The 20,487-nt window shown below is 32.0% G+C and carries 18 protein-coding genes and 1 pseudogene; 10 read left to right on the forward strand and 9 right to left on the reverse strand.

Annotated features, from left to right (window positions below; genetic code table 11):
- Positions 1-19: 19 nt before the first annotated feature.
- The 6 genes from P2W75_RS16250 (at position 20) to P2W75_RS16275 (ending at position 5,372) form a co-directional block, all read left to right on the forward strand.
- A complete protein-coding gene (locus P2W75_RS16250) occupies positions 20-2,470 on the forward strand; it encodes a TonB-dependent receptor (RefSeq protein WP_276381291.1) in 2,451 nt (816 codons plus the stop codon).
- 132 nt (positions 2,471-2,602) lie between these two features.
- Entirely contained in the window at positions 2,603-3,007 is a 405-nt protein-coding gene (locus P2W75_RS16255; RefSeq protein WP_276381292.1) for a hypothetical protein, read from the forward strand.
- A 6-nt stretch (positions 3,008-3,013) separates the two neighbouring features.
- Positions 3,014-3,856, forward strand: coding sequence for a DUF5777 family beta-barrel protein (locus tag P2W75_RS16260; RefSeq protein WP_276381293.1), 843 nt, complete (start codon positions 3,014-3,016; stop codon positions 3,854-3,856).
- 22 nt (positions 3,857-3,878) lie between these two features.
- On the forward strand, positions 3,879-4,271 hold the full coding sequence (locus tag P2W75_RS16265; RefSeq protein ID WP_207295800.1) for a cytochrome c: 393 nt from the start codon (positions 3,879-3,881) through the stop codon (positions 4,269-4,271).
- Positions 4,272-4,276: 5 nt separating this feature from the next.
- Positions 4,277-4,834 carry a YceI family protein gene (locus P2W75_RS16270; RefSeq protein WP_239023116.1) on the forward strand — a complete coding sequence of 186 codons (558 nt, stop codon included), beginning with the start codon at positions 4,277-4,279 and terminating at the stop codon, positions 4,832-4,834.
- Positions 4,835-4,931: 97 nt separating this feature from the next.
- Positions 4,932-5,372 carry a hypothetical protein gene (locus tag P2W75_RS16275; RefSeq protein WP_276381294.1) on the forward strand — a complete coding sequence of 147 codons (441 nt, stop codon included), beginning with the start codon at positions 4,932-4,934 and terminating at the stop codon, positions 5,370-5,372.
- A gap of 16 nt (positions 5,373-5,388) precedes the next feature.
- On the opposite strand, the gene P2W75_RS16280 is transcribed toward P2W75_RS16275, so the two are convergent.
- From P2W75_RS16280 to P2W75_RS16300, 5 genes are all read right to left on the reverse strand, one after another.
- On the reverse strand, positions 5,389-6,885 hold the full coding sequence (locus tag P2W75_RS16280; RefSeq protein WP_276381295.1) for a beta-lactamase family protein: 1,497 nt from the start codon (positions 6,883-6,885) through the stop codon (positions 5,389-5,391).
- Positions 6,886-7,066: 181 nt separating this feature from the next.
- Positions 7,067-7,243, reverse strand: coding sequence for a histone H1 (locus P2W75_RS16285; RefSeq protein ID WP_012026201.1), 177 nt, complete (start codon positions 7,241-7,243; stop codon positions 7,067-7,069).
- Positions 7,244-7,641: 398 nt separating this feature from the next.
- Positions 7,642-8,934 carry a DUF4861 domain-containing protein gene (locus tag P2W75_RS16290; protein WP_276381296.1) on the reverse strand — a complete coding sequence of 431 codons (1,293 nt, stop codon included), beginning with the start codon at positions 8,932-8,934 and terminating at the stop codon, positions 7,642-7,644.
- 130 nt (positions 8,935-9,064) lie between these two features.
- Positions 9,065-9,520 (reverse strand): hypothetical protein, encoded by a 456-nt coding sequence (locus P2W75_RS16295; RefSeq protein ID WP_276381297.1) that lies wholly within the window; start codon positions 9,518-9,520, stop codon positions 9,065-9,067.
- A 29-nt stretch (positions 9,521-9,549) separates the two neighbouring features.
- Positions 9,550-10,020 (reverse strand): YcxB family protein, encoded by a 471-nt coding sequence (locus P2W75_RS16300; RefSeq protein ID WP_276381298.1) that lies wholly within the window; start codon positions 10,018-10,020, stop codon positions 9,550-9,552.
- Positions 10,021-10,483: 463 nt separating this feature from the next.
- Between P2W75_RS16300 and P2W75_RS16305 the strand changes: the two genes are divergently transcribed.
- The 4 genes from P2W75_RS16305 to P2W75_RS16320 all read left to right on the forward strand — a co-directional run bounded on the left by P2W75_RS16305 (position 10,484) and on the right by P2W75_RS16320 (position 15,226).
- Positions 10,484-11,575 carry a sensor histidine kinase gene (locus tag P2W75_RS16305; RefSeq protein WP_276381299.1) on the forward strand — a complete coding sequence of 364 codons (1,092 nt, stop codon included), beginning with the start codon at positions 10,484-10,486 and terminating at the stop codon, positions 11,573-11,575.
- A 6-nt stretch (positions 11,576-11,581) separates the two neighbouring features.
- Positions 11,582-12,907 (forward strand): sigma-54 dependent transcriptional regulator, encoded by a 1,326-nt coding sequence (locus P2W75_RS16310; protein WP_276381300.1) that lies wholly within the window; start codon positions 11,582-11,584, stop codon positions 12,905-12,907.
- A 306-nt stretch (positions 12,908-13,213) separates the two neighbouring features.
- Positions 13,214-14,194: an AraC family transcriptional regulator gene (locus P2W75_RS22605; RefSeq protein ID WP_276381301.1), complete on the forward strand. Its 981-nt coding sequence runs from the start codon at positions 13,214-13,216 to the stop codon at positions 14,192-14,194.
- 36 nt (positions 14,195-14,230) lie between these two features.
- Entirely contained in the window at positions 14,231-15,226 is a 996-nt protein-coding gene (locus P2W75_RS16320; RefSeq protein ID WP_276381302.1) for an AraC family transcriptional regulator, read from the forward strand.
- A gap of 82 nt (positions 15,227-15,308) precedes the next feature.
- Here P2W75_RS16320 and P2W75_RS16325 read toward each other — a convergent pair whose 3' ends face one another.
- The 4 genes and pseudogenes from P2W75_RS16325 to P2W75_RS16340 all read right to left on the reverse strand — a co-directional run.
- Positions 15,309-17,294: an OmpA family protein gene (locus P2W75_RS16325; RefSeq protein ID WP_276381303.1), complete on the reverse strand. Its 1,986-nt coding sequence runs from the start codon at positions 17,292-17,294 to the stop codon at positions 15,309-15,311.
- A 26-nt stretch (positions 17,295-17,320) separates the two neighbouring features.
- Positions 17,321-18,238: a type IX secretion system membrane protein PorP/SprF gene (locus P2W75_RS16330; RefSeq protein WP_276381304.1), complete on the reverse strand. Its 918-nt coding sequence runs from the start codon at positions 18,236-18,238 to the stop codon at positions 17,321-17,323.
- A 36-nt stretch (positions 18,239-18,274) separates the two neighbouring features.
- A complete protein-coding gene (locus P2W75_RS16335; protein WP_276381305.1) occupies positions 18,275-19,549 on the reverse strand; it encodes a gliding motility-associated C-terminal domain-containing protein in 1,275 nt (424 codons plus the stop codon).
- A 255-nt stretch (positions 19,550-19,804) separates the two neighbouring features.
- A pseudogene (locus P2W75_RS16340) lies at positions 19,805-20,487 on the reverse strand (hypothetical protein); the annotation flags it as partial.

Below are 20,487 nucleotides of genomic sequence, written 5' to 3' on the forward strand. Positions count from 1 at the left end.
TCAGGACAAAGGAAAAGCTGTGTCTTTGAATAAAATTATAATTGATATTGAACAGCAGCATCAGGTTAGCTTTAATTATCTTGAAGAAAACATTGCTGGATTGCAGTTAATGCCGCCAAAGAGGTCACTTTCGTTAGATCAGAAATTGGAGTATCTCACCCAAAGCACCAATTTGTCATTTGAAAATATTGACAACAAATTCATCAATATTCATAAAAATAAAGAGTTAACTCAAAAAATCTGCGGATATGTTTTTTCTGCCACAGATAAAAAACCTATTGAAAATGCCAATATAAGTTTAAACAACAAAGCGCAGGTTAAAACGGATTACAATGGATATTTTGAATGTATCAAAACGAATACAAATACGCTTTTAGTGAGCCACATTGGATTTCTATCTAAAAAAGTTTCTGCTGATAATTCTGATCCTAAAAATTGTTTTCAGATTGTACTAGAACCTGAAATTACAGAACTAAAAGAAATCAAAGCCAGCGCTATTCTTGCTTCGGGTATTTCGAAAAACACAGACGGTTCATTTGAAATTAAACCGAAAAAATTCGGAATCCTTCCCGGACTTATCGAGCCTGATGCACTTCAGGCAATGCAGCAGATTCCCGGCGTAAACAGTATTGACGAAAGTGTTTCGAGCATTAATGTCCGCGGTGGCACGCACGATCAAAATCTATTTTTATGGAACGGAATCCGAATGTTCCAAACCGGACATTTCTTTGGTTTAATCTCGGTTTTTAATCCCAATTTGGCGCATACTATTTCAATTTATAAAAACGGAAGTTCGGCTTTTTTCGGCGAAAGCGTATCGAGTGTAGTTGACATTTCTTCTACTCCAGAAACAACCGAAAAAAACAGTTTTGGTGCCGGAATAAATATGATTAACGCCGATGTTTATGGAAAATACAATCTTTCCAAAAAGAGTTTTATCGAAATCTCGGCACGTAAATCTATTACAGATTTTGTAGAAACTCCTACTTATAAAGAATATTTCAATAAAGTGTTCCAAAACACTACAATCACTGATTTTGCACAAAATCAAAATGTCGATTATCAAAGCGACAAAAAGTTTGGTTTTTATGATGCGACTTTTAAATACGCTCAAAAAATTGGCGAAAAAGATCAAATAATTCTTGATTTAATAACGATTCAGGACAATCTGGAAGTTTTCCAGAGTGCAACGGCATACGACATATACCGATCTGAAAACAATACTTTACGCCAGCAGAATTATGGCGGTAATTTATCATGGAAAAGAAACTGGAATAGTTTTAATACCACAAAAATCAACATTTACAATTCGTCATACGAACTACTGGGAAATCAAAGAACCAGCATTGGAAACCAGCTTGTTATTCAAGAAAACACGGTTAACAACAACGGAATTAATTTAGAAAACCAGCATATTCTTAATTCTAAATTCAGCCTAAATGATGGTTATCAGTTTAACGAAATTGGCGTTACGAATCTAGAGCGTGTCAGCAATCCTGATTTTTTCCGCAAAGTAAAAGACGTTTTAAGAACCCACGCTCTTATTGTTGAAGGGAAATACAATGATACCATCAGCAGGATTTATTTCAAAGCTGGCACACGATTGAATTACATCGAAAACTTTAAAAAGTTTATTATTGAGCCGCGAATTCAATTTAATTACGGTATTAACAAAAACCTTCATTTTGAACTTTTAGGCGAACTTAAAAACCAAAATTCACAGCAGATAATTGATTTACAGAAAGATTATTTCGGAATTGAAAAAAGGCGCTGGATTATAGCTAACAATACTTCAATTCCTATTCAAAGAAGCAAACAATTGTCTTTAAGTTTATTTTATAAGAAGAATGACTGGCTGCTGGATATTGAAAACTTTTATAAAAGAGTAAACGGAATTACAACTTCTAGTCAGGGATTTCAAAACCAATTGGAATTTGTACGCACCACAGGAGATTATGAAGTTCTGGGAACGGAAATCTTGGTTCAGAAAAAAATGAATCATTTTCTAACTTGGTTTAGTTATACGTTCAACAATAATAATTACGATTTTCCTAATTATGAATTTCAACGATTTCCAAACAATTTTGAATTAATCCACACGGTTTCGTGGGCGGTAATGTATGAGAAAAACAATTTCAAAATTGCATTAGGAACCAAATGGACTTCGGGTAAACCAATAACTTCTCCAGACGTTTCTCAAATTGATTTTTCAGATCCTGTACTAGTGTATCACAAACCAAACAACACCAATTTACATGTCTTTTCACAGGTTAATCTTTCTTCGACTTATAAATGGGAAAGTGTTAAAGGCATTCAATACAAAATAGGAATCTCAATTCTGAATATTTTAAACCGAAAAAACGAAATCGGCGAATACTACCGAATTAGCTCACTGACGAATTCTATAGAAGAAGTTGAAACTTTTGCCCTGCAGAGAACTCCAAATATGAGCTTTAGGGTTTCATTATAACTCCTTAATAACAAAGGTTATAACAATCCTTTCTTTACTTTTTTATCTTTTTTTTTACAAAATCACAATTCTTTGGTAGGGTAATCTGCATCAAAGCTGTTTTACTATTAAACCCTATCAAAAAGAATAGAAATGAAAAGAAAAAAAACAGCCTTATTAATGGCAGCCCTGCTGATAATTGTCGCTGGTGGCATTTATTTTTATTATGGCTTTCTATTTAAGGAAGCACGTAATATAGAATCAGAAAATCCAGAGATAAGCATCACCGCTTCACAATTGATTGATGATTATAATTCTGATCCTAAAAAAGCAGATTTACAGTACCTCAATAAAACTATCGAAATAAAAGGAACTGTAACTAAAGAAACAGATTCTGTTATCATACTTCAGAGCAGTGTTTTCTGTCTTTTCAATCAAAAACTAAAACATAATTTATTAAACACTAATGCAGTCGTTAAAGGCAAATGCATTGGTTACGACGAACTGTTTCAAGAAATTAAACTAGATCAATGCACGATTAACAAACCAAATAATTAACTATTTATGAAGAAATTTCTAGTGCCTCTATGCCTTTTCCTGGCTTCTATGGCTTATTCGCAGGATGATTTATTAAACAGCCTTGATTCTACACAGGTAGACGGAAAAACGCCGGTAACAGCTTTTAAAGCTTTACAAATCGTAACCTTACAATCGACAAAAATGGCTGCCAAAAAAGAATTTTATTTTATAGTCTCACACCGCTTTGGAACTGTAAAAGATGGTTTTGACAGTTTTTTTGGTCTTGATAATGCCACTACAAAATTGGGTGGAATTTATGGTGTAACGGACTGGCTTTCTGTGAGTCTTTCACGACATACTCTAAATAAAATGTATGAAACTGGTTTGAAATACCGTTTGGCAAGGCAGGACGATCATTTTCCTGTAGACATTGTTGGGTACAGCGTTGCAGATATTAATTCTTTTTTAGAAAAAGATCAATATCCAGGTTTAGAATTTAAACATCGCTTAACCTATGTACAACAGTTATTAATCTCTAGAAAATTCACTGAAAAACTTTCATTCGAGTTAGTGCCGTCATTCATTCATAAAAACCTTTACAATCCTGATATTGAAAGAGATAATCAGTTTTCTTTTGGAGGCGGCGGACGCTATAAAATCACCAAACGATTATCTGTCAACTTAGAATACATGCACAATTTTGACAAACCAGATTTTTACAAAAACCCATTATCTGTAGGTCTTGATATTGAAACCGGCGGACACGTATTTCAGTTGATATTCACCAATTCGCAGGCTATGAACGAAAGCGGATATGTAACAAATGCAGCGGGCGACTGGGGCAAAGGAGATTTCTTCTTCGGATTTAACTTATATCGAGTATTTTAATTAACCAATAAAAAAACAAACTATGAAAAAAGTATTAGCACTTTCTATTTTAATGGCTGTATTTGCAAGCTGCAGCGATTCTGACACGTATCAAGATATCGAGACACCAACTAATCCCGGAAATCCTGGAACCGGAAATCCTTCAGAACCAGCAACTGCAGTTACTTATGATAAAAATGTAAAAGCAATTATTACTTCTAATTGTGTATCATGCCATCAAGCTGGAAGAACAGCTGCTTTTAGACCTTTAACTACTTATGCCGAAGTAAAAGCAGCCGTAGAAACAGCGGGTTTACTTACTAGAATTCAGCTGCAGAATGGACAACAAGGTATTATGCCACAAGGCGGGAGAATGTCTCAAGCAAATATTGACGTAATTGTAAAATGGAATACAGACGGACTAAAAGAAAATTAATCAATATGAAAAAGTCATATATCATCTATTTAATACTGCTTGTGTTTTTGAGTATAAATACCAATGTTTCGGCACAAAAACTAATAACTAAAACTGGCAGTATTAAATTTCAGGCTTCGATGCCTTCTTATGAAGAAGTGGCTGCAGAAAACAAAAGTGTATCGGCCGTATTAGAGCAGTCAACTGGAGATTTTGCTTCGCTGGTACTTATAAAAGGATTTCGCTTTAAAGTCGCTTTGATGGAAGAGCATTTCAATGAAAATTACATGGAATCTGAAAAGTTTTCGAAAGCAACCTTAAAAGGCAAAATTGAAGATTTTGACATTTCTAAAATCTCAAATACACCAAAAAACTTCACCTTAAAAGGCGACCTTACTATTCACGGAAAAACAAAACCTGTAACCGTGACGGTAAAAATTTCAAAAGCTGCAAATGGAGGCGTGAATATGATTGGTTCTTTTGAAGCAAAACCTGAAGATTACGGTATAGAAATACCAAGTTTAGTGAGAAAGAAAATTGCTGACAAAGTCAAAATCGATTACAACTTTTTACTGACTAAATAAATGTCTTCTGATTAAGAAATTCATTGGACATTTATTATGAGGCCGGTTTCATACTTAGCCGGCCTCTTTTTATTACTAACCTAAACTGAATTCAAAAATGATCTGCAAAAATTACACAGTTACAGGCGAAGATGTAAATGATAGTATGGTAATGGAAACCATCGCTTATACTTCCTACACGCTTAAATTATGGTACCACTTTTTATTTGATAATGGTATTTCAAAAGAGAAATTAAATGCTTTACATTTGGGCTTTGTAGAAGCAAATAATGAATTCATCTGCTATAAAAACCTTATGTTTACTGAGTCATTTTTAATTGAAATGAAGCACTGTCAAATTGATGATAAAATCAAAATCAAAAGTTCTTTTTTTAATGCAAAAAATGAATGCTGTGCCGAAGTAACCAAAGAAATACAATGGTTTGACCAGATTCAAAAAGAAGTTATTGTTACCCCAAAAAAAATTCTGCAGCACTTTAATTCTCGTCCTTCGTCAATGAATCACAATATCAATTGGAATTTGAAATTTTTATATTAAAAATAACTTGATATTTTTATTTGGTAAAATCTTCAATTGCCTTTATTGAGTCCTCATTTTCAGGATTTATTTCCAAAGATTTCCTAAACATTTGCAGGGCTTCGTCCTTTTTCCCTATTTTATATAATGCTTCTCCATAACTGTTGTAGGTATTATCACTTTCAGGAAAAAGTACAATATTGGTTTTAAATACCTTCAAAGCTTGTGAATACAATTTATCTGAAAGAAAATCATAACCTAAATTATTCAGGTCGTTTTCAGAAATTGAATACAGATTTTTACGAGTACGATTTTCAATCAAAAATAAATCTGCAGCTTCATCCCCATATTTCATGAGTATTTTTCCATATACTTTTGCAAAAGATTTACGCACTGGCAGAAGCGGCTGATTATTTAAAATATTTAGTGTATTAAAAGCGGTTAAATACACTCCTTCGCTGTTTACATTATCGAGTAATACAACGGTTTGTTTCTTTTCTACATTCCGAAGTAATATCGTAACACAACCAGGCATTCCACCCGTATGCCACACTGTTTTTCCAGCAGATTCATCATCAAACAAAAACCAGCCCAAACCATCATATGCCTTTCCCATTCCTCCAATATTGATCCAGACATAATTCTTTTCACCATTCTTCAACATTGTAGATTGATATGCTTCTTTCAATGTACTTTGGTTCACCAATGTAGTATTGTATAGCGCATTATCGAATAATAATAAATCATGTACTGTACTTACTACATTGCTGGCGCCATAACTGGCAGTATGATAATAACTTTTACTGCCTTCCATTTTCTCGCGTTCCGAGATATAGCGTTTAGGATAATCGTAATTAAAAGCCTCTGGGAAATTCGGCTTAGTATTCAAAAAATCCGATTTAAGATAAGTATGTTTCATTCCCGCTTTCTTAAAGATTTCTTTTTGAAGGTAAACATCAAACGTTTTTCCTGATAACTTTTCAACTAGTGCCGCCAATAAAGCATATCCAGTGTTGCTGTACCACCATTTCTCATTTGGCGATAATTTAAATTTAAAAGTGTGTTGAGATAAAAATGTTACCAGTTCCTGATTGGTGTAAGTATCTTTAAAAGGAATTTCTGCTTTTTGACTTTCAATATCCTGATCTGAAATGCCCGAAGTATGCGAAAGCAGCTGACGTATTGTAACTGTTTTGTATGGAAAATCAGGATAATACAAACTAAAAGGATCATCAAACTTTAACTTTCCCTTGTCTTTCAACTGAAGAATAGCAACTGCCGTAAATACTTTTGAAACCGAAGCCAATTCAAAACCAGTTTGTATGGTATTAGCTTTTTTTTGCCCAAAATCAGCATAACCAAAAGCCTTTTCATACATAATTCTGCCATCTTGAGCAGCCAATAGTACTCCGTTAAACATACCACGCTGAACAGCTGACTGGAGCAGACTATCGATACGGACAGATTTTTCCTGAGCAAATACATTCAAAAAGCTGCTAAACGTCCATACAATCAAAAAGAATAATTTTATCATAATTAATGTTGTTTATAGAACAAAATTACCCGTATCTTTTTATATAAAATTGAACGAAATTAGCCTTATCCCTAATTTATTAATTTTCTCCTACAGCTAGTTTTTCATCTTATGTAATTTGATGGAAATACAAAAATACAGAGCAAAAAAAACCTCGTCAGTTGGACGAGGTTTAATTGTATTATTTTTTTGATTCTTCGATAGAAACTTTTCTGAACTCTTTTAAAAGTTTTTCGATTTCTAAAGTAGCTTTACGTGCTCTTGGTCCTGCAGCTTTAATACCTTTTTCAGTTAAAGATTCAGCTTCTGCCTTGAATGTTTCAATTTCGGCGTTGATTTTTACTAATAGATCTTTCATGCTTATAATTATTAAATTAAGGCGCAAAAATAGAAGTTTGATTGGTAGTTACAACATATTTGCTGTTAAAAATTGTCAATGTTTTTTAAGAGAAAAATTAACTTTAAAATTACATTAGTATATTTCAAAAACAGCCACTTTACAACAAGTTATTATTCAGACATTTACTATCAAAATAATTTCTTAACCTTTGATTGAAGCACTTCAAAAGTGACCTAAAAAATTTTATTTTAACGTTTTATTTTTTATCAAAACATAGGATTTTGGCTTAAAAAAACTTTTACCCTATTGAGAATGTGCGGAAAAACTACTCGATTCATTATTTATTTACCCACAGCGCACCCAAATTTCCTATCATTTATTACGCTTTTATCAATATTGGTTTTCCGAAATCAGTATTATTTCACTTCAACTTTAATTTTAGCAGATAATTGCTTTGCTAAATTTGTTACATAAGTCGTAAAATAAGCCGAATCTTTAAAACCGGGATCAGCGCTTAGCTCCCAGCCAGCAATTGGATAATAGCTTACTTCTTGATTATTTTTGACTTTCATTTTTATCAAATAAGAATCAGTCAGCTGACCGGTTTTTGGAGCTTCTATATATCCTTTATAATCTTTTTTCGGAATAATTACGGCTGTACCTAAAATCCACTGACGTTCATAGGTTAATTTATCGTGCTGAATAAAACAGACGAAATCGCCAGAATCGATTACCTGCAATGGATTTTGATTATTAATATTTGAAAGTGTAATAAGGAGTGTGTCATCATTCTTTAAACCATTTACAGAAACTGTATTTTTATAACCATACATTCCCGGCCATATAGAAGCGGTTTCGTTTGCCTGATATTTATTTCCTGATGCCAGCCAGTTTTTATATTCATAGTGTAAAACAGAATTGACCGGACCTTCGCTTACAATTTTAAAAGTTGTTTTTTCGATATTATTTATGGTATCATTAGCCAAAATTCCCAACCTATTTATTTTATTGTCTGCCGTTAGTAATGCAAAACCGCCTAATCCAGCAGAACTTCCAACAGGAAATATATCTCTTCCCCACTCGTGCATTACATGATAATTATCTTCTACAGCGCCATTACTATTTATACCGACATCTTCTGGTGTGATTCCATGTATTTTTTTCCCGAAAACATCTTTACAATTTCTTCCATCAAGATAATGCCTAAATCCAACTTTATCATTTTCCCAGCTTGGTCCATCAGTTTGGTATTTTTGATAGCCTAATTTTTTATGAACCTGATTCGCTAAAAGTATTTCCTGCGTATCAGGATGCACAGGAAGATTTTTACCTTCTCTTTTTCCAAAACGTACACTGGTCCTAATTGTAAATTTAGGATCTTTATCTGACCAGCTTAATACCGCGGTTTTAGTTTCATTTGGAGCAAAATCAGTTACTAAAAAAAGTTCGTCCCATTTTCCATCTCCATCCAGATCGTTAACCTGAGCAGGAATTGTGTCTTTTTTATTGATTAAAATGGGATATTTACCTGAATCATTTTTTAAAGAAAGTTGATTTCGTTTGATAGAAACCGCTTTCTGAGATAATTCTATTGCAGAACTATTTTTTAAAACAATAGTATTTCCATTTGATTTTTTCTGTGCATAACAGCCTGCAAAGGTAAATATGGAGATTGCAAGAGGAACATAATGTCTAATTTTACTTTTCATTATTCTATTATTTTCATTTTAAGTTCAATTTACTGATTTAATCGAAACGGAAAAACTCTGGCAGAAAATTTTGTTAGGAAACAAAAAAAACGGATAATACTATTATCCGTTTTCTAACTAATCAATTAAATCAAATCATAAAAAATAAAGCCTTTTGAAAATCATCATCTGGCATTTCTTTATTTTTAAAATTCAAAAAGTTCATATCCGGAAACTTCGTTGCCGAATCTGTTTTTTTCTTAAAGTATAATTTTAAATCTTTAAAAACTTCCGCTCTAGTTTTTGATGCATCGATTAAATTGAAATTCTTGATTTCATCAAATATCGAAAGCTTAACTTGTAATTGTTTGTCAAAGAGACATAATAAAAAATTACGTCCTTTATAATCTAATTTCAGAAACTCAATTAATTCCGATTTATCATACACCACAAATATTGAATGATCAAATTCTTTTGCTTTTTCTTCATCTTTCAACAAAAAAGAATCTTCTGAAAATTCAAATTCATTTTTAAATTTTCTTTTAAACATTTTCAGAAAAACGCCTTTATTGTCGCGAACCAAAACTTTTTCTTTTTTCTCTGTCATCTTATTCGAAAATTTTTTTCGTATTTACTTTAAACTTTAGTAACATGTGTTACATTATTTTCAACAAATGCAATCAGTTCATTTATATTATGATTGTGCCCTGATTCATTAGCAATAGAAATTATGTAGTTGTTTTTTCCTTTCACATACAGAAAGAAAAAATCTTTTGTCAAAATAGCTTTTTCAATTTTTGACCATTTATGCGACACACTTCTAAGCGGTGATCTTACGCTTATAAATGAATCTGTAAAACTGAATTTGTATCTTTTTACAAAACCCTTGCAGTGTAATAATTCCATTTCCAGTTTAAACAAAATTTTAGAAATTGATTTTACAACTGAATGTTGAACCATCAAAAAGACCAAAATAAGAATCATACTTCTAATGATCCAGTCTATCAAATCATTCTCTTCATTATATAAATCAAAAACGATCAAACTGAGTACTGTAATAAAAAAGAATGCTCCAATCCTTTCTTTACTTGATTCTTCAAAATACATCTTATGCAATTTTCGTATCTCTGATAGAGTGAGTTCAAACTGCAATGAAAAGTGAGAGGTTTTCATCTATTCTTTAATTAAATCTGGCTTGCTTATGTTTTTGTAATACCGCAAAATTAAGACAAAGGCAAAGCGTAAATATTCCCATTAAAGTCATAATACTATTAAAATAAGACTTTTTTAATCAGGCAAATCAGAATTAAAAAATAAGGGTCTATTAAATGTTTTACTGCTTCAAACGGCTGTGAAGTTAAAAAACATAAATTCTGACATTTTCAATAGACTTTTTTGCAAATAAAAATGCCGCCAAAAGTCAAAAAAACAATAGATTAAGTTATAAATATTTTTAGCTAATTTATTTATTATCAAATAATTAATTATAAGTAATTTTTAAGAAAATTCTTAAAACAATTAAGTACTTTTGCGCAAAATTTAAAAAACACAAATCATTATTTCCTACAAAATGAAACAGGCAGAAACAGAAGAAAAACTAAAAGAAAGGATAAAAGAATTAACCTGCCTTTTCGAAATAACAAAGACAATATCGCAGGCGACAGCAGTTGAATCAGCTGTGCTAAAAAAAGTAATATTAAGCACTAAAAATGCATGGCGTTTTCACGAAGAAGTAATTGTAGAAATTCTTGCTGGAGATTTTTATTTGACTACATCAAAACTTCCCCAAAAAACGATATTTCTGGTAAGTGACATTCCTCTTCCTGATAAAGAAAAAGGATTTATAAAAGTACATTATCCTACAAAAAATCGTGATGTAAGTGTATTTATTGATGAAGAGCAGGAACTGTTAAATACAATTGCTGTAGAAGTGGGTTTTTATATCGAAAAGTTTCATACTCTTGAAAAGAAAAAAGCGCTGCGTCGTACTATAGAAAGAATCGACCGATTATCTCTTTTGGGAGAAATGACAACCGGAATAGCCCACGAGCTTAATAATCCGCTGGCCAATATTCTAGGATATGCAGAATTAATTAAAGCTGGAAATTCTGATCCTGAAATCGATTCCGATATCTCCACTATAATTAACTCAGTAATTTACAGCCGGGAAATCGTAAAAAAGCTACTGTTCTTTTCACAAGAAATTCCACAGCAATTAAAAATGGAAGAAATACAGCCTCTTTTCATTTTTGCTCTGTCATTCTTAAAACAGAACTTTCAGAAAAAAGAAATCAAAAGTGAACTTATATTCCGCAATACTGTCGAAACTATCAAAGTCGATTCTGTACAATTAACTCAGGTTCTTTTTAATTTATTAATCAATGCTATTCAAGCATCATCTCCAAAAAGTACTATCAAAACAATTGTTGAAAATAACAGCGATTTTTTATTTATCCGAATTGAAGATGAAGGATGCGGTATCTCTGCAGATATAAAAAGCAAAATTTTTGAACCGTTCTTTACTACCAAAAGTCCCAATGAAGGCAATGGGCTTGGTTTAAGCGTAGTATATGGTATTGTTAAAAATCACAATGGGGAAGTACTGGTAGAAGACAATTTACCAAAAGGAACCATTTTCACAGTCAAACTGCCTTTAAGTTAAAACAAAATGAATCTAAGAAAACAGAACATACTTATTGTAGATGATAATTACGAAATGCTGAATTTTATGCAGCGTGTAATTAAAGTTTTAAATTATAATACTTATAAAGCTTCTTCAGTCAGCGAAGCAATTGATGTGTTAAAACACAATACTATTGATCTTTTGATTACGGACATTCAAATGCCCGAAACGGACGGAATTGAACTTGTAAAATTTGCAGAAGAACATTTTCCGAAGGTATCAAAATTAGTCATTACAGGAGTCCCAAGTATAGACAACGCTTTAAATTCTCTAAAATCAGGCGCTTTAGAATACCTAATAAAACCTTTTACCTCTGACGAGTTTTCTAAAGCAATTGCAGGTTTACTTTCAAAAACTAAATATAGTGTAATAAGTGATTCTTCTGAAATAAGTGACGAATATAATTTCGGAGAAATTATTGGACATTCCCAATCGTTTAAAGATCTTATTGATATTATAAAAAGAGTTAAAGACAATAAAGCTACCATCTTAATTGAAGGCGAAAGCGGAACAGGAAAAGAACTGATTGCAAAGGCAATACACTATAAAGGTAGTTTTGCTAAAATGCCTTTTATATCTGTAAACTGTGGCGGAATCCCTGAAAATTTAATGGAATCTGAACTATTTGGATTTGTAAAAGGCGCTTTTACCGGTGCCGCCGAATCTAAAATTGGTTATTTCCAAGCGGCATCTGGAGGCACCATTTTTTTAGATGAAATTGGCAATGCACCTATATCGGTACAGACTCGTCTATTAAGAGTTTTACAAGAAAAAGAAATTACTCGTATTGGCTCTACTACTCCAGAAAAGATAGATGTTAGAATTATCTGTGCTACGAACAGCAATATTAACGATATGATTGCAAAAGGCACTTTTAGAGAGGATCTTTACTATCGTATTAATGTTATTAAAATCGACACTACTCCCCTTCGCGAAAGAAAAGATGACATCGCGCTGCTTACACAACGTTTTCTAAAAAAATATGGTATTGAGTACAATAAACCCCAAATAACTATGGATGAAAAGGTTTTAGAAATACTAATGCGATACTCATGGCCAGGCAATATAAGAGAACTTGAAAACATAATCCAGCGTATGATTATTTTAAGCAATGGAAACAATATAAGCCTTCAAGAAGTGCCAGAATATTTAAAATATAATATACCCAAACACGAAGAACCATTTAAATCTTTAAGAGAGTATGAAAAAGAATTGATCTTAAAAGTACTCCTAGCCGTTGATAACAACAAGACAAAAGCCGCCAAAATCCTTCAGATAGATCGTAAAACCCTAAATCAAAAAATAGCGTAAAAATTCCCCGCAAAGGAATTTTTACCTATTAAGAAAAATACTAAAAATAATGTCTTTAATCAATTGAAAAATATAAGCAATTGATTATCAAAGTTTAACCAAAAATACAAAATTATGGGCACATGATTTGCCTTCTAAAAGTCAAAAAAGTAATAAAATAAGTTTAAACTTACATTTTTAAGTTTTGATCAAATCAAAAAAAGCAGGATTAAAATAGGACATTTAATACAAATAAAAAGCAATGTATCTAAATATCAACATTTTAACAAAATAATTACTAACTTTATGCGAACAAACTTTTTTCCGGTGAAAACAATTGAACATTTTTATAGCGCAGATCTAAACTGGGTTGAAAATCTAGCCCAACAGTTTGGTGGAAAAGTTGATGGTAATTTTATAGTAATACCTGAAGATATTCAAACAGGGACGAGATATTTTCTAGAAATCGAAGAAGGAATTGTTGCTTACTATTTAGATGTTGAATACAAAAAAAATCTCCACTTAATTCAAAAAAATAATTCTTCAGATTTTGTCGGTTTTTACTATAATCTTACCGATGGAGAAGCCACTACCTCTGTACATAATTTTTTGTACAACACAAGCAGATGGCAATACAATCTAGCCGTTATAGATGGATCTCTGGACTCTGAGTATAAAGTAAAAGTTGGCAGTAAAACATTTGCCATTTGTTTTTTTATCAAAAAAAGTATTATCAAAAGATTTATGGAAGAACATAAATTACAGCTTGATAAAATTGATGATATATTGGATATAACCAAAAATACGATGATCCGGTTTGACAGGATCAGTAATGACACTTTCCATCTTCTTGATGATCTTAGAAAGATTAAAATTGGAGGACCTATATTTAATCTCAACTTTACGGGCACCGTATATATGCTGATGTCTAATTTTATAAGAAAGATAGCTGAAAAACGTGTTATTATTCAAACTGTAAATCAAGAAGATTTATCCGCTATTATCGCCATTCAAATGTACTTGATTGAAAATATTGAAGGACATTTTCCAAGTATAAAATTTTTAGCTGACAAAGCTAATATGTCAGAATCAAAATTTAAGAGTTTGTTTAATAAAATCACTGGAAGCACTCCTAATATGTTTTTTATGGAAAACAAATTACTTCTAGGAAAAGATCTTCTTGAAACTAAAGAAATGTCTATTTCACAGATTTCTGATAAACTCAACTTTACTAATAATTCTTATTTCGCAGCAAAATTTAAAGAACATTTCGGTATATCGCCTAAAACATTTGTAAAAGAACTATAAACTGGTCAAGTAATTTTTATCAAATCGATTTATTTTATGAAAAAAATATTCCATTATTATAGTTTAACTCCTGAATGGCAGCAGCAGCTTGCTGAACAGACAGAAGGAGAACTGGTAAACGACAAGATAATTAATTTCCCAAAAGAAATAGGAAACGGACATTCCTATTTCGCACAAATTACACCTGGCATTTCAGTTGTTTTTATTGATATGAAGTTAAATACTCCTATTAAATTATGTCGTCAGGCTTCTGAGCATGAATTATTTATCTTTCATTATGACTTAAGTGAACATGCTAATTTGATAAAAATAAATAATGAAGATTACAAGATTGGATACTATGATAAATTAGAACTTGCTATAATTGACAATCAAATTGAAAGTTCTTTTAAACCTGCAGTCAATGAAAGAACTTTTGCTTTGAGAATACTGGTAGATAAAAAACTATTGGCTGATTTTATCAAAAAGTATCCTAAAAAAGAATATAAAACAAAAGCAAAAAACAAAGCTAAAAAAGAAGCATTTTACCATTACGGACATGTTGACAGCAACAGTATTTTATTACTCAAATCATTAAAAACCAAATCTATAAATGACCTGTCTTTTGATGTTTTTATTAAAGGTATTGCTTTGAAATTATTGGGCAATTTTTTTAGTAAATTCTATGATGTGAAAGAAACAAGCCGTGCATTAACCACATCTGAAAATGAAGCCGTAAATAAAACCCGCGATTATTTGATGGATAACTTATATGGTCCTTTCCCTTCTGTTATTTTTTTAGCTGCTATGGCAGGAATGTCTGAATCAAAATACAAAACTGCTTTCAAAAAATGTTTTGACACAACGCCTAATAATTTCTTTATCATAAATAAAATGTGTCTTGGAAGAGACCTCCTAAAAAGTGGTAATTTTCATTCTCTTACAGAAGTCACTTATGAATTAAATTACACTAAGTTAAGTCATTTTTCTACTAAGTATTATGAACTTTTTAATACTAGACCCATTAACGATCTAGTTAAAAGGAGATTTTAAAAATTATATTTTTTAAAGTACAGGCAAAAAAAAGAAAGAGAGAATATTTATTCTCTCTTTCTTTTTTTTTATAGAATTGTTATTATTCTCTAAACCCAACTATAAATTCAGATCTTCTGTTTAACTGATGCTCTGCCTCTGTACATGGTACTCCATTTGAACATTTATTTATTAAACGAGTTTCTCCGTATCCATGACCTGACAATCTATCTGGGCTAATGCCTTTTTCTATCAGATAATCTACTGTAGCATTTGCTCTGTTTTCAGACAATTTCATGTTAAATTCATCACGACCTCTACTATCAGTATGCGAATTAATAGTTAAAACTATTTTTGGACGATCATTCATCAAAGCAACAATTTTGTTTAATTCCGCTTTAGATGATTCTCTGATCTTATATCCATTGTAATCAAAATAAATTGGCTTAAGATTGATAATTTTAGTTAAATCATCTCCGGGTTTTATCGTTACAATACTGTTATCGTCTAATTTAACCTGTCTATCATTATATAAATCAGCATTTACCTCTGTTTTTTCCATAGGCTGCATAGCTGCTACTTCTTTTGTTTTCTGTATAAGACCTTGTTTTTTAAAGATAATCGTATAATTTTTATATGGCTCTGCTGTATATTGATACTTTCCTTGTTTATCGGTTAAATAAGAAGTAATTTTTTCATTTTTATCATTATAGATATCCACTTCAACTTCTGCGATTGGAACATTCTCACTCAAGTTTATTGCTTTTCCGAATATGATTGGTTTGTTGATAAACCCAAAATCGACTGGACGAGTTTCTGTAAAAGCATAAATATTATCATTTCCATCTCTATTAGAAGAGAAATATCCCATTTTGGATTCATTAATCTGATACGCAAAATCATCATCTGCTGAATTGATTTCATCTCCTACATTCACTACATGATAAACACCTTCCGTATCTTTCATTGCAGCAAAAACATCTAGACCACCAAGTCCTGGATGTCCATCCGAAGAAAAATATAAAATTCCTTTATTATCTACAAAAGGAAAAGTTTCTCTTCCCGGAGTATTGATTTCATCTCCCAGTTTTCTAACATCATTGCTAACAAAACCTCCTTTTTTAAGACTTACCACATATAAATCAGAATTTCCAAATTTATTGTTTCGGTCAGAGACAAAGAATAATTGCGTCTCATCTGCACTTAATGCGGGATGGCCTGATGAAAAATCATCACTGTTAATAGGATAACCAAGAGCCTTAACATTTTTCCATTCTCCATTAATATTTTGGGCTGTGTAAATTTTCAAATAACTGATGCCTTCTTTATTGGCGTCAAGTTTACCGTTTTTGTAATTATTTCTGGTAAAAAACATCGTTTTACCATCTTTTGTTATAGCTGGTGAACTCTGGTGATATTTTGTATTTACATCTCCTTTTATTAACGTTGGATTTTGTAAACCACCATCAACTGAAATATCTGCGGTATAAAGCTTTAAAAATGATTTTTCATTCCAGCTATGTTTACGTTTTATAATAACACCTGTATCTCTTGCAGACGCATAAACCACTTTATCTTGTCCATAGAAACCAGTTCCAAAGTCAGATGCAGGAGTATTTATTTCTACCTCTTTTAAAAGATATCTATCAGATTGCTTTTTAATATCTGCCATTAATTTGGCTTGTTTCCAGTTATCGCTAAGATCTTTGTCACCTTTCTTTGCATAGTACACTTTCAAAATTTTAGCAGCTTCATCGTAATTTTGGCTGTTATTTAACGCTTGTGCATATCTGAAATAATACTCAGAAGCAACATCTGTTTGAGTTTCCAAAACTTTAGAATACGCTTCCGCTGCATCATGGTATCTGGCATTGAAATAATAACAATCTCCTAATTTGGTATAAACACCCACAGAATTATTTCCGTTCTTTATGAGTTTTTCATATAATTTCCCTGCTTTTACAAAAGCAAATTTATTATAGGCTGCATCTGCTTTTTCAAGTTTTTTATCTTGTGCATTCAAAGTACCTGTTATAGATACAACAGCCAGCAACAAGAATAATATGGTTTTAATATTTTTATAAATCATTGTGTGCTTTTTAAATTAAAACTTTCTTAGAAGAATCTCGGAGTTACTAGTCTGTATTTAGTTCCTGCAAACAAATCAAAGCGCAAGAAAATTTCATGTGATCCAGAATTGTAATTTCCAATTTTCTGTGTATCATAATCATATGCATAGCCAATGTTTAGACCTGGAGTAACTTGAAATCCTGCCATTCCACTAACTGCAGCATCCCATCTGTAAGCTGCTCCTAGTGTTAATTTGTCACCGAATAAAAAGTTTGCCGATAAATCAACTGCTAATGGTGCACCATTTGTCATTTTTATCATAGCAGCAGGTTTAAATTTTAAATTATCATTCAAATCAAAAACATAACCTCCCATGGCATAAAAGTGCATTCTTTTAGAAGCGATTGATTCTTTTACATCATCATAGAATTTTGTTTCTAACATCATTGGAACTGATAAACCTGCATACCATTTGCTTGAGTGAAAGTAGATACCAGCACCAAAATTTGGTGATGTTTTTGCCAGTGTTCCTGATAAATAGATATCATTAGCATCTTTTACTTTCAATTTATTCAAATCAACGTCTACAAAGTTCAGTCCTCCGTTGATTCCTAGAGATAAATGAACATCTGCAGAAAGTTGTATTGGGTAGGAATAGTTCAACATTAGATTTGTTTCTTCTGAAGGTCCAATTTTATCATTCATTACAGACAAACCTAAACCTTGCCCGTTATGGCTTATTGGTGATTCTATAGAAAAGTTTGCTGTTTTAGGTGCTCCATCAAGACCTACCCATTGAGTTCTGTACAACCCAAAAACACTTGGTAAACCGCGTGTACCAGTATATCCTGGGTTAATCGTCATTGTATTATACATGTATTGTGTGTATTGTGATTCCTGTTGAGCTGATACCTCCAAAACTCCCAAAAACAATATCACCAATAGAGAAATGATTTTTTTCATTAGTTCTACTTAATTAAATTATTAATTGTAAATGAATTATTGATTGTTTATATATAGGTAACCAGATTTCTCAACTGTTTTAGTACCGTTGTTATATTTCAAAATATAGAAATACGTTCCTGTAGGAAGCTTTTCTCCTCTGTTTACCGTTACGCGACCATCAGAATACCCTCTAAACATATTGTCGCTTTCGTTGTATGATTTTGTTCCAAATACTTTTACACCCCAGCGGTTGTAAATTTCAACTTCATTATCTGGAAACTTGCTAATATTTTCGATTAAGAAACTATCGTTCTTACCATCATCATTAGGAGAAATAGCATTATAGATAACTACATCTGTAGGCTCATCTACAATTTTCTTAACCAATCCTAATGTAAACATTCCATATCCTGACACTTGTGCTGTAACCAAATTACTGTATGGAGCACCTAATGAAGAATCGCTTACTGCTCCTCCTTCATTGATCCATTCTCCTTTACTTTCATCCCAGCGAACAATGACTACATCACTATCAGTCGTATCAAAGAAAACCTGAGGGGTAGTTGAATTGTCCATTGTAAGACTCAAAACAATTTTTTCACTTCCTTGATCTTCTGTCACCATCCAATACTCCTTATCATTTATAAATGTTATATTTTTATCTTTAATAGAATGTGTATGAATAGGTTCTGAATTTTGCAAGAAATAGTGCGTTGTATAAATATTACCTATATCATTTCCGTCTGCATGAATTGAAGGTCGGTAATGAAATGCATCTCCAACAGGGAATTCAAACGCCTTTTTTCCAATTTTTTGAACTGGTCCATCTACGAAACCTGTATTGTTTCCTGCTCCAGTATGTCCTGCATTTTCTTTAAAGATCACAAGTCCTCCAACTGAGTCACCATCAATAATTCCTTTTATAAATTCAGCTGTAGTCGCAACTGAAATATCTCCTGAGAGAATAAATGGCATTTTAGTGGCTCCGTTATTAAACTGGACGTTTTGAAAATCTGAAACATCTTTATTTTCTATAATCTGTTCTTCAGTTCCAGTAAAGAAAGTTTTACCAGCCAAAGACTGTGTAAAAGAAACTATACCTTCATTACTCCAATTTTGGAAAATATGAACTGCTCCATCATTAATAAAATTTCCTGTATCCTTGTTTTCGTAATCCATGTGGACTGACAATAGCGTACCATTACTCACTTTTACATCGCCTTTATTTACGAATTGAGCATGTGCATTTTGATTGGCCAGTGCAATTAGTGTAAAACTCAAAACCAATCCTGATTTTTTTACTATCTTATGTGTAATGTTGTCTTTCATAGTTAAAGAAATTATCGTTCTATTTATGGGGCAAAATTAGAGCTATACTGAAGTTTAATTAACCCTTAAAAGTCTTTAGAATATCAGAATAAGGTGAATTCTTAAAAAAGCTTTCATATTAAAAAACAAATCAAATAACTAGATATCAATACATTAAAAAAAACATTGTTTAATACTTGCAATTAATTTTACATCTTGCATAAAAAAAGCCAGCATAAGCTGGCTTTTAAAAACATGATTAAACTTTTTATATTTCTATTTTAAGTAGTCAAATGTTATAGTGTCTACTAGCTGTAAAACATCCGAATTATTACCAGAAGGGTTATATTTCACAGTAGTTCCTGTTACAGTAAAGGCTGATTTACTTAAACGAACACCATTTCTGTACATTTTCACTGTAGACAGGGATGAAGGTGTGGCAGTTAAAGTAAAATTTATTTGACCTACAGATGTTACAGGTAACTCATCAACCACCTGCTGTTGAGCTGCTATTGAACTAAGATCAACTAAATTTGAAGTTTGTGCTTCATCTTTGTAAGTTAACTTTTTCGTTGTAGCATCAAACGTCAGACTTGTAACCGTTTCATTCTGCTTAACAAGATTACTGATGTCAATCACTTTAGAAGCACCGGTCCCATCAATGTAACTGAACTGGTTTGTAGTGCCGTTATAACTTACATTGCCTCCCGTGTTTTTTACAATGTTCTCGATGATCTGTTTAACCTGGTCGTTGCCGGCAATTGCTGTAAAGTTGCTTGTAACATCTCCCACAACATTGATTAGTACCGTAGCACCTTTTTCGTTAGTGTACGTGTAGGTGCCGTCGTTATTATTGGTTAACGTTGTAACCGTTTCATTGTTCTTAACAAGATTGCTGATATCAATCACTTTAGAAGCTCCTGTCTCGTCAATATAGCTGAACTGCTTATCTGTTCCGT

It is taken from the genome of Flavobacterium sp. H4147, assembly GCF_029360735.1.
GTDB lineage: Bacteria > Bacteroidota > Bacteroidia > Flavobacteriales > Flavobacteriaceae > Flavobacterium > Flavobacterium endoglycinae.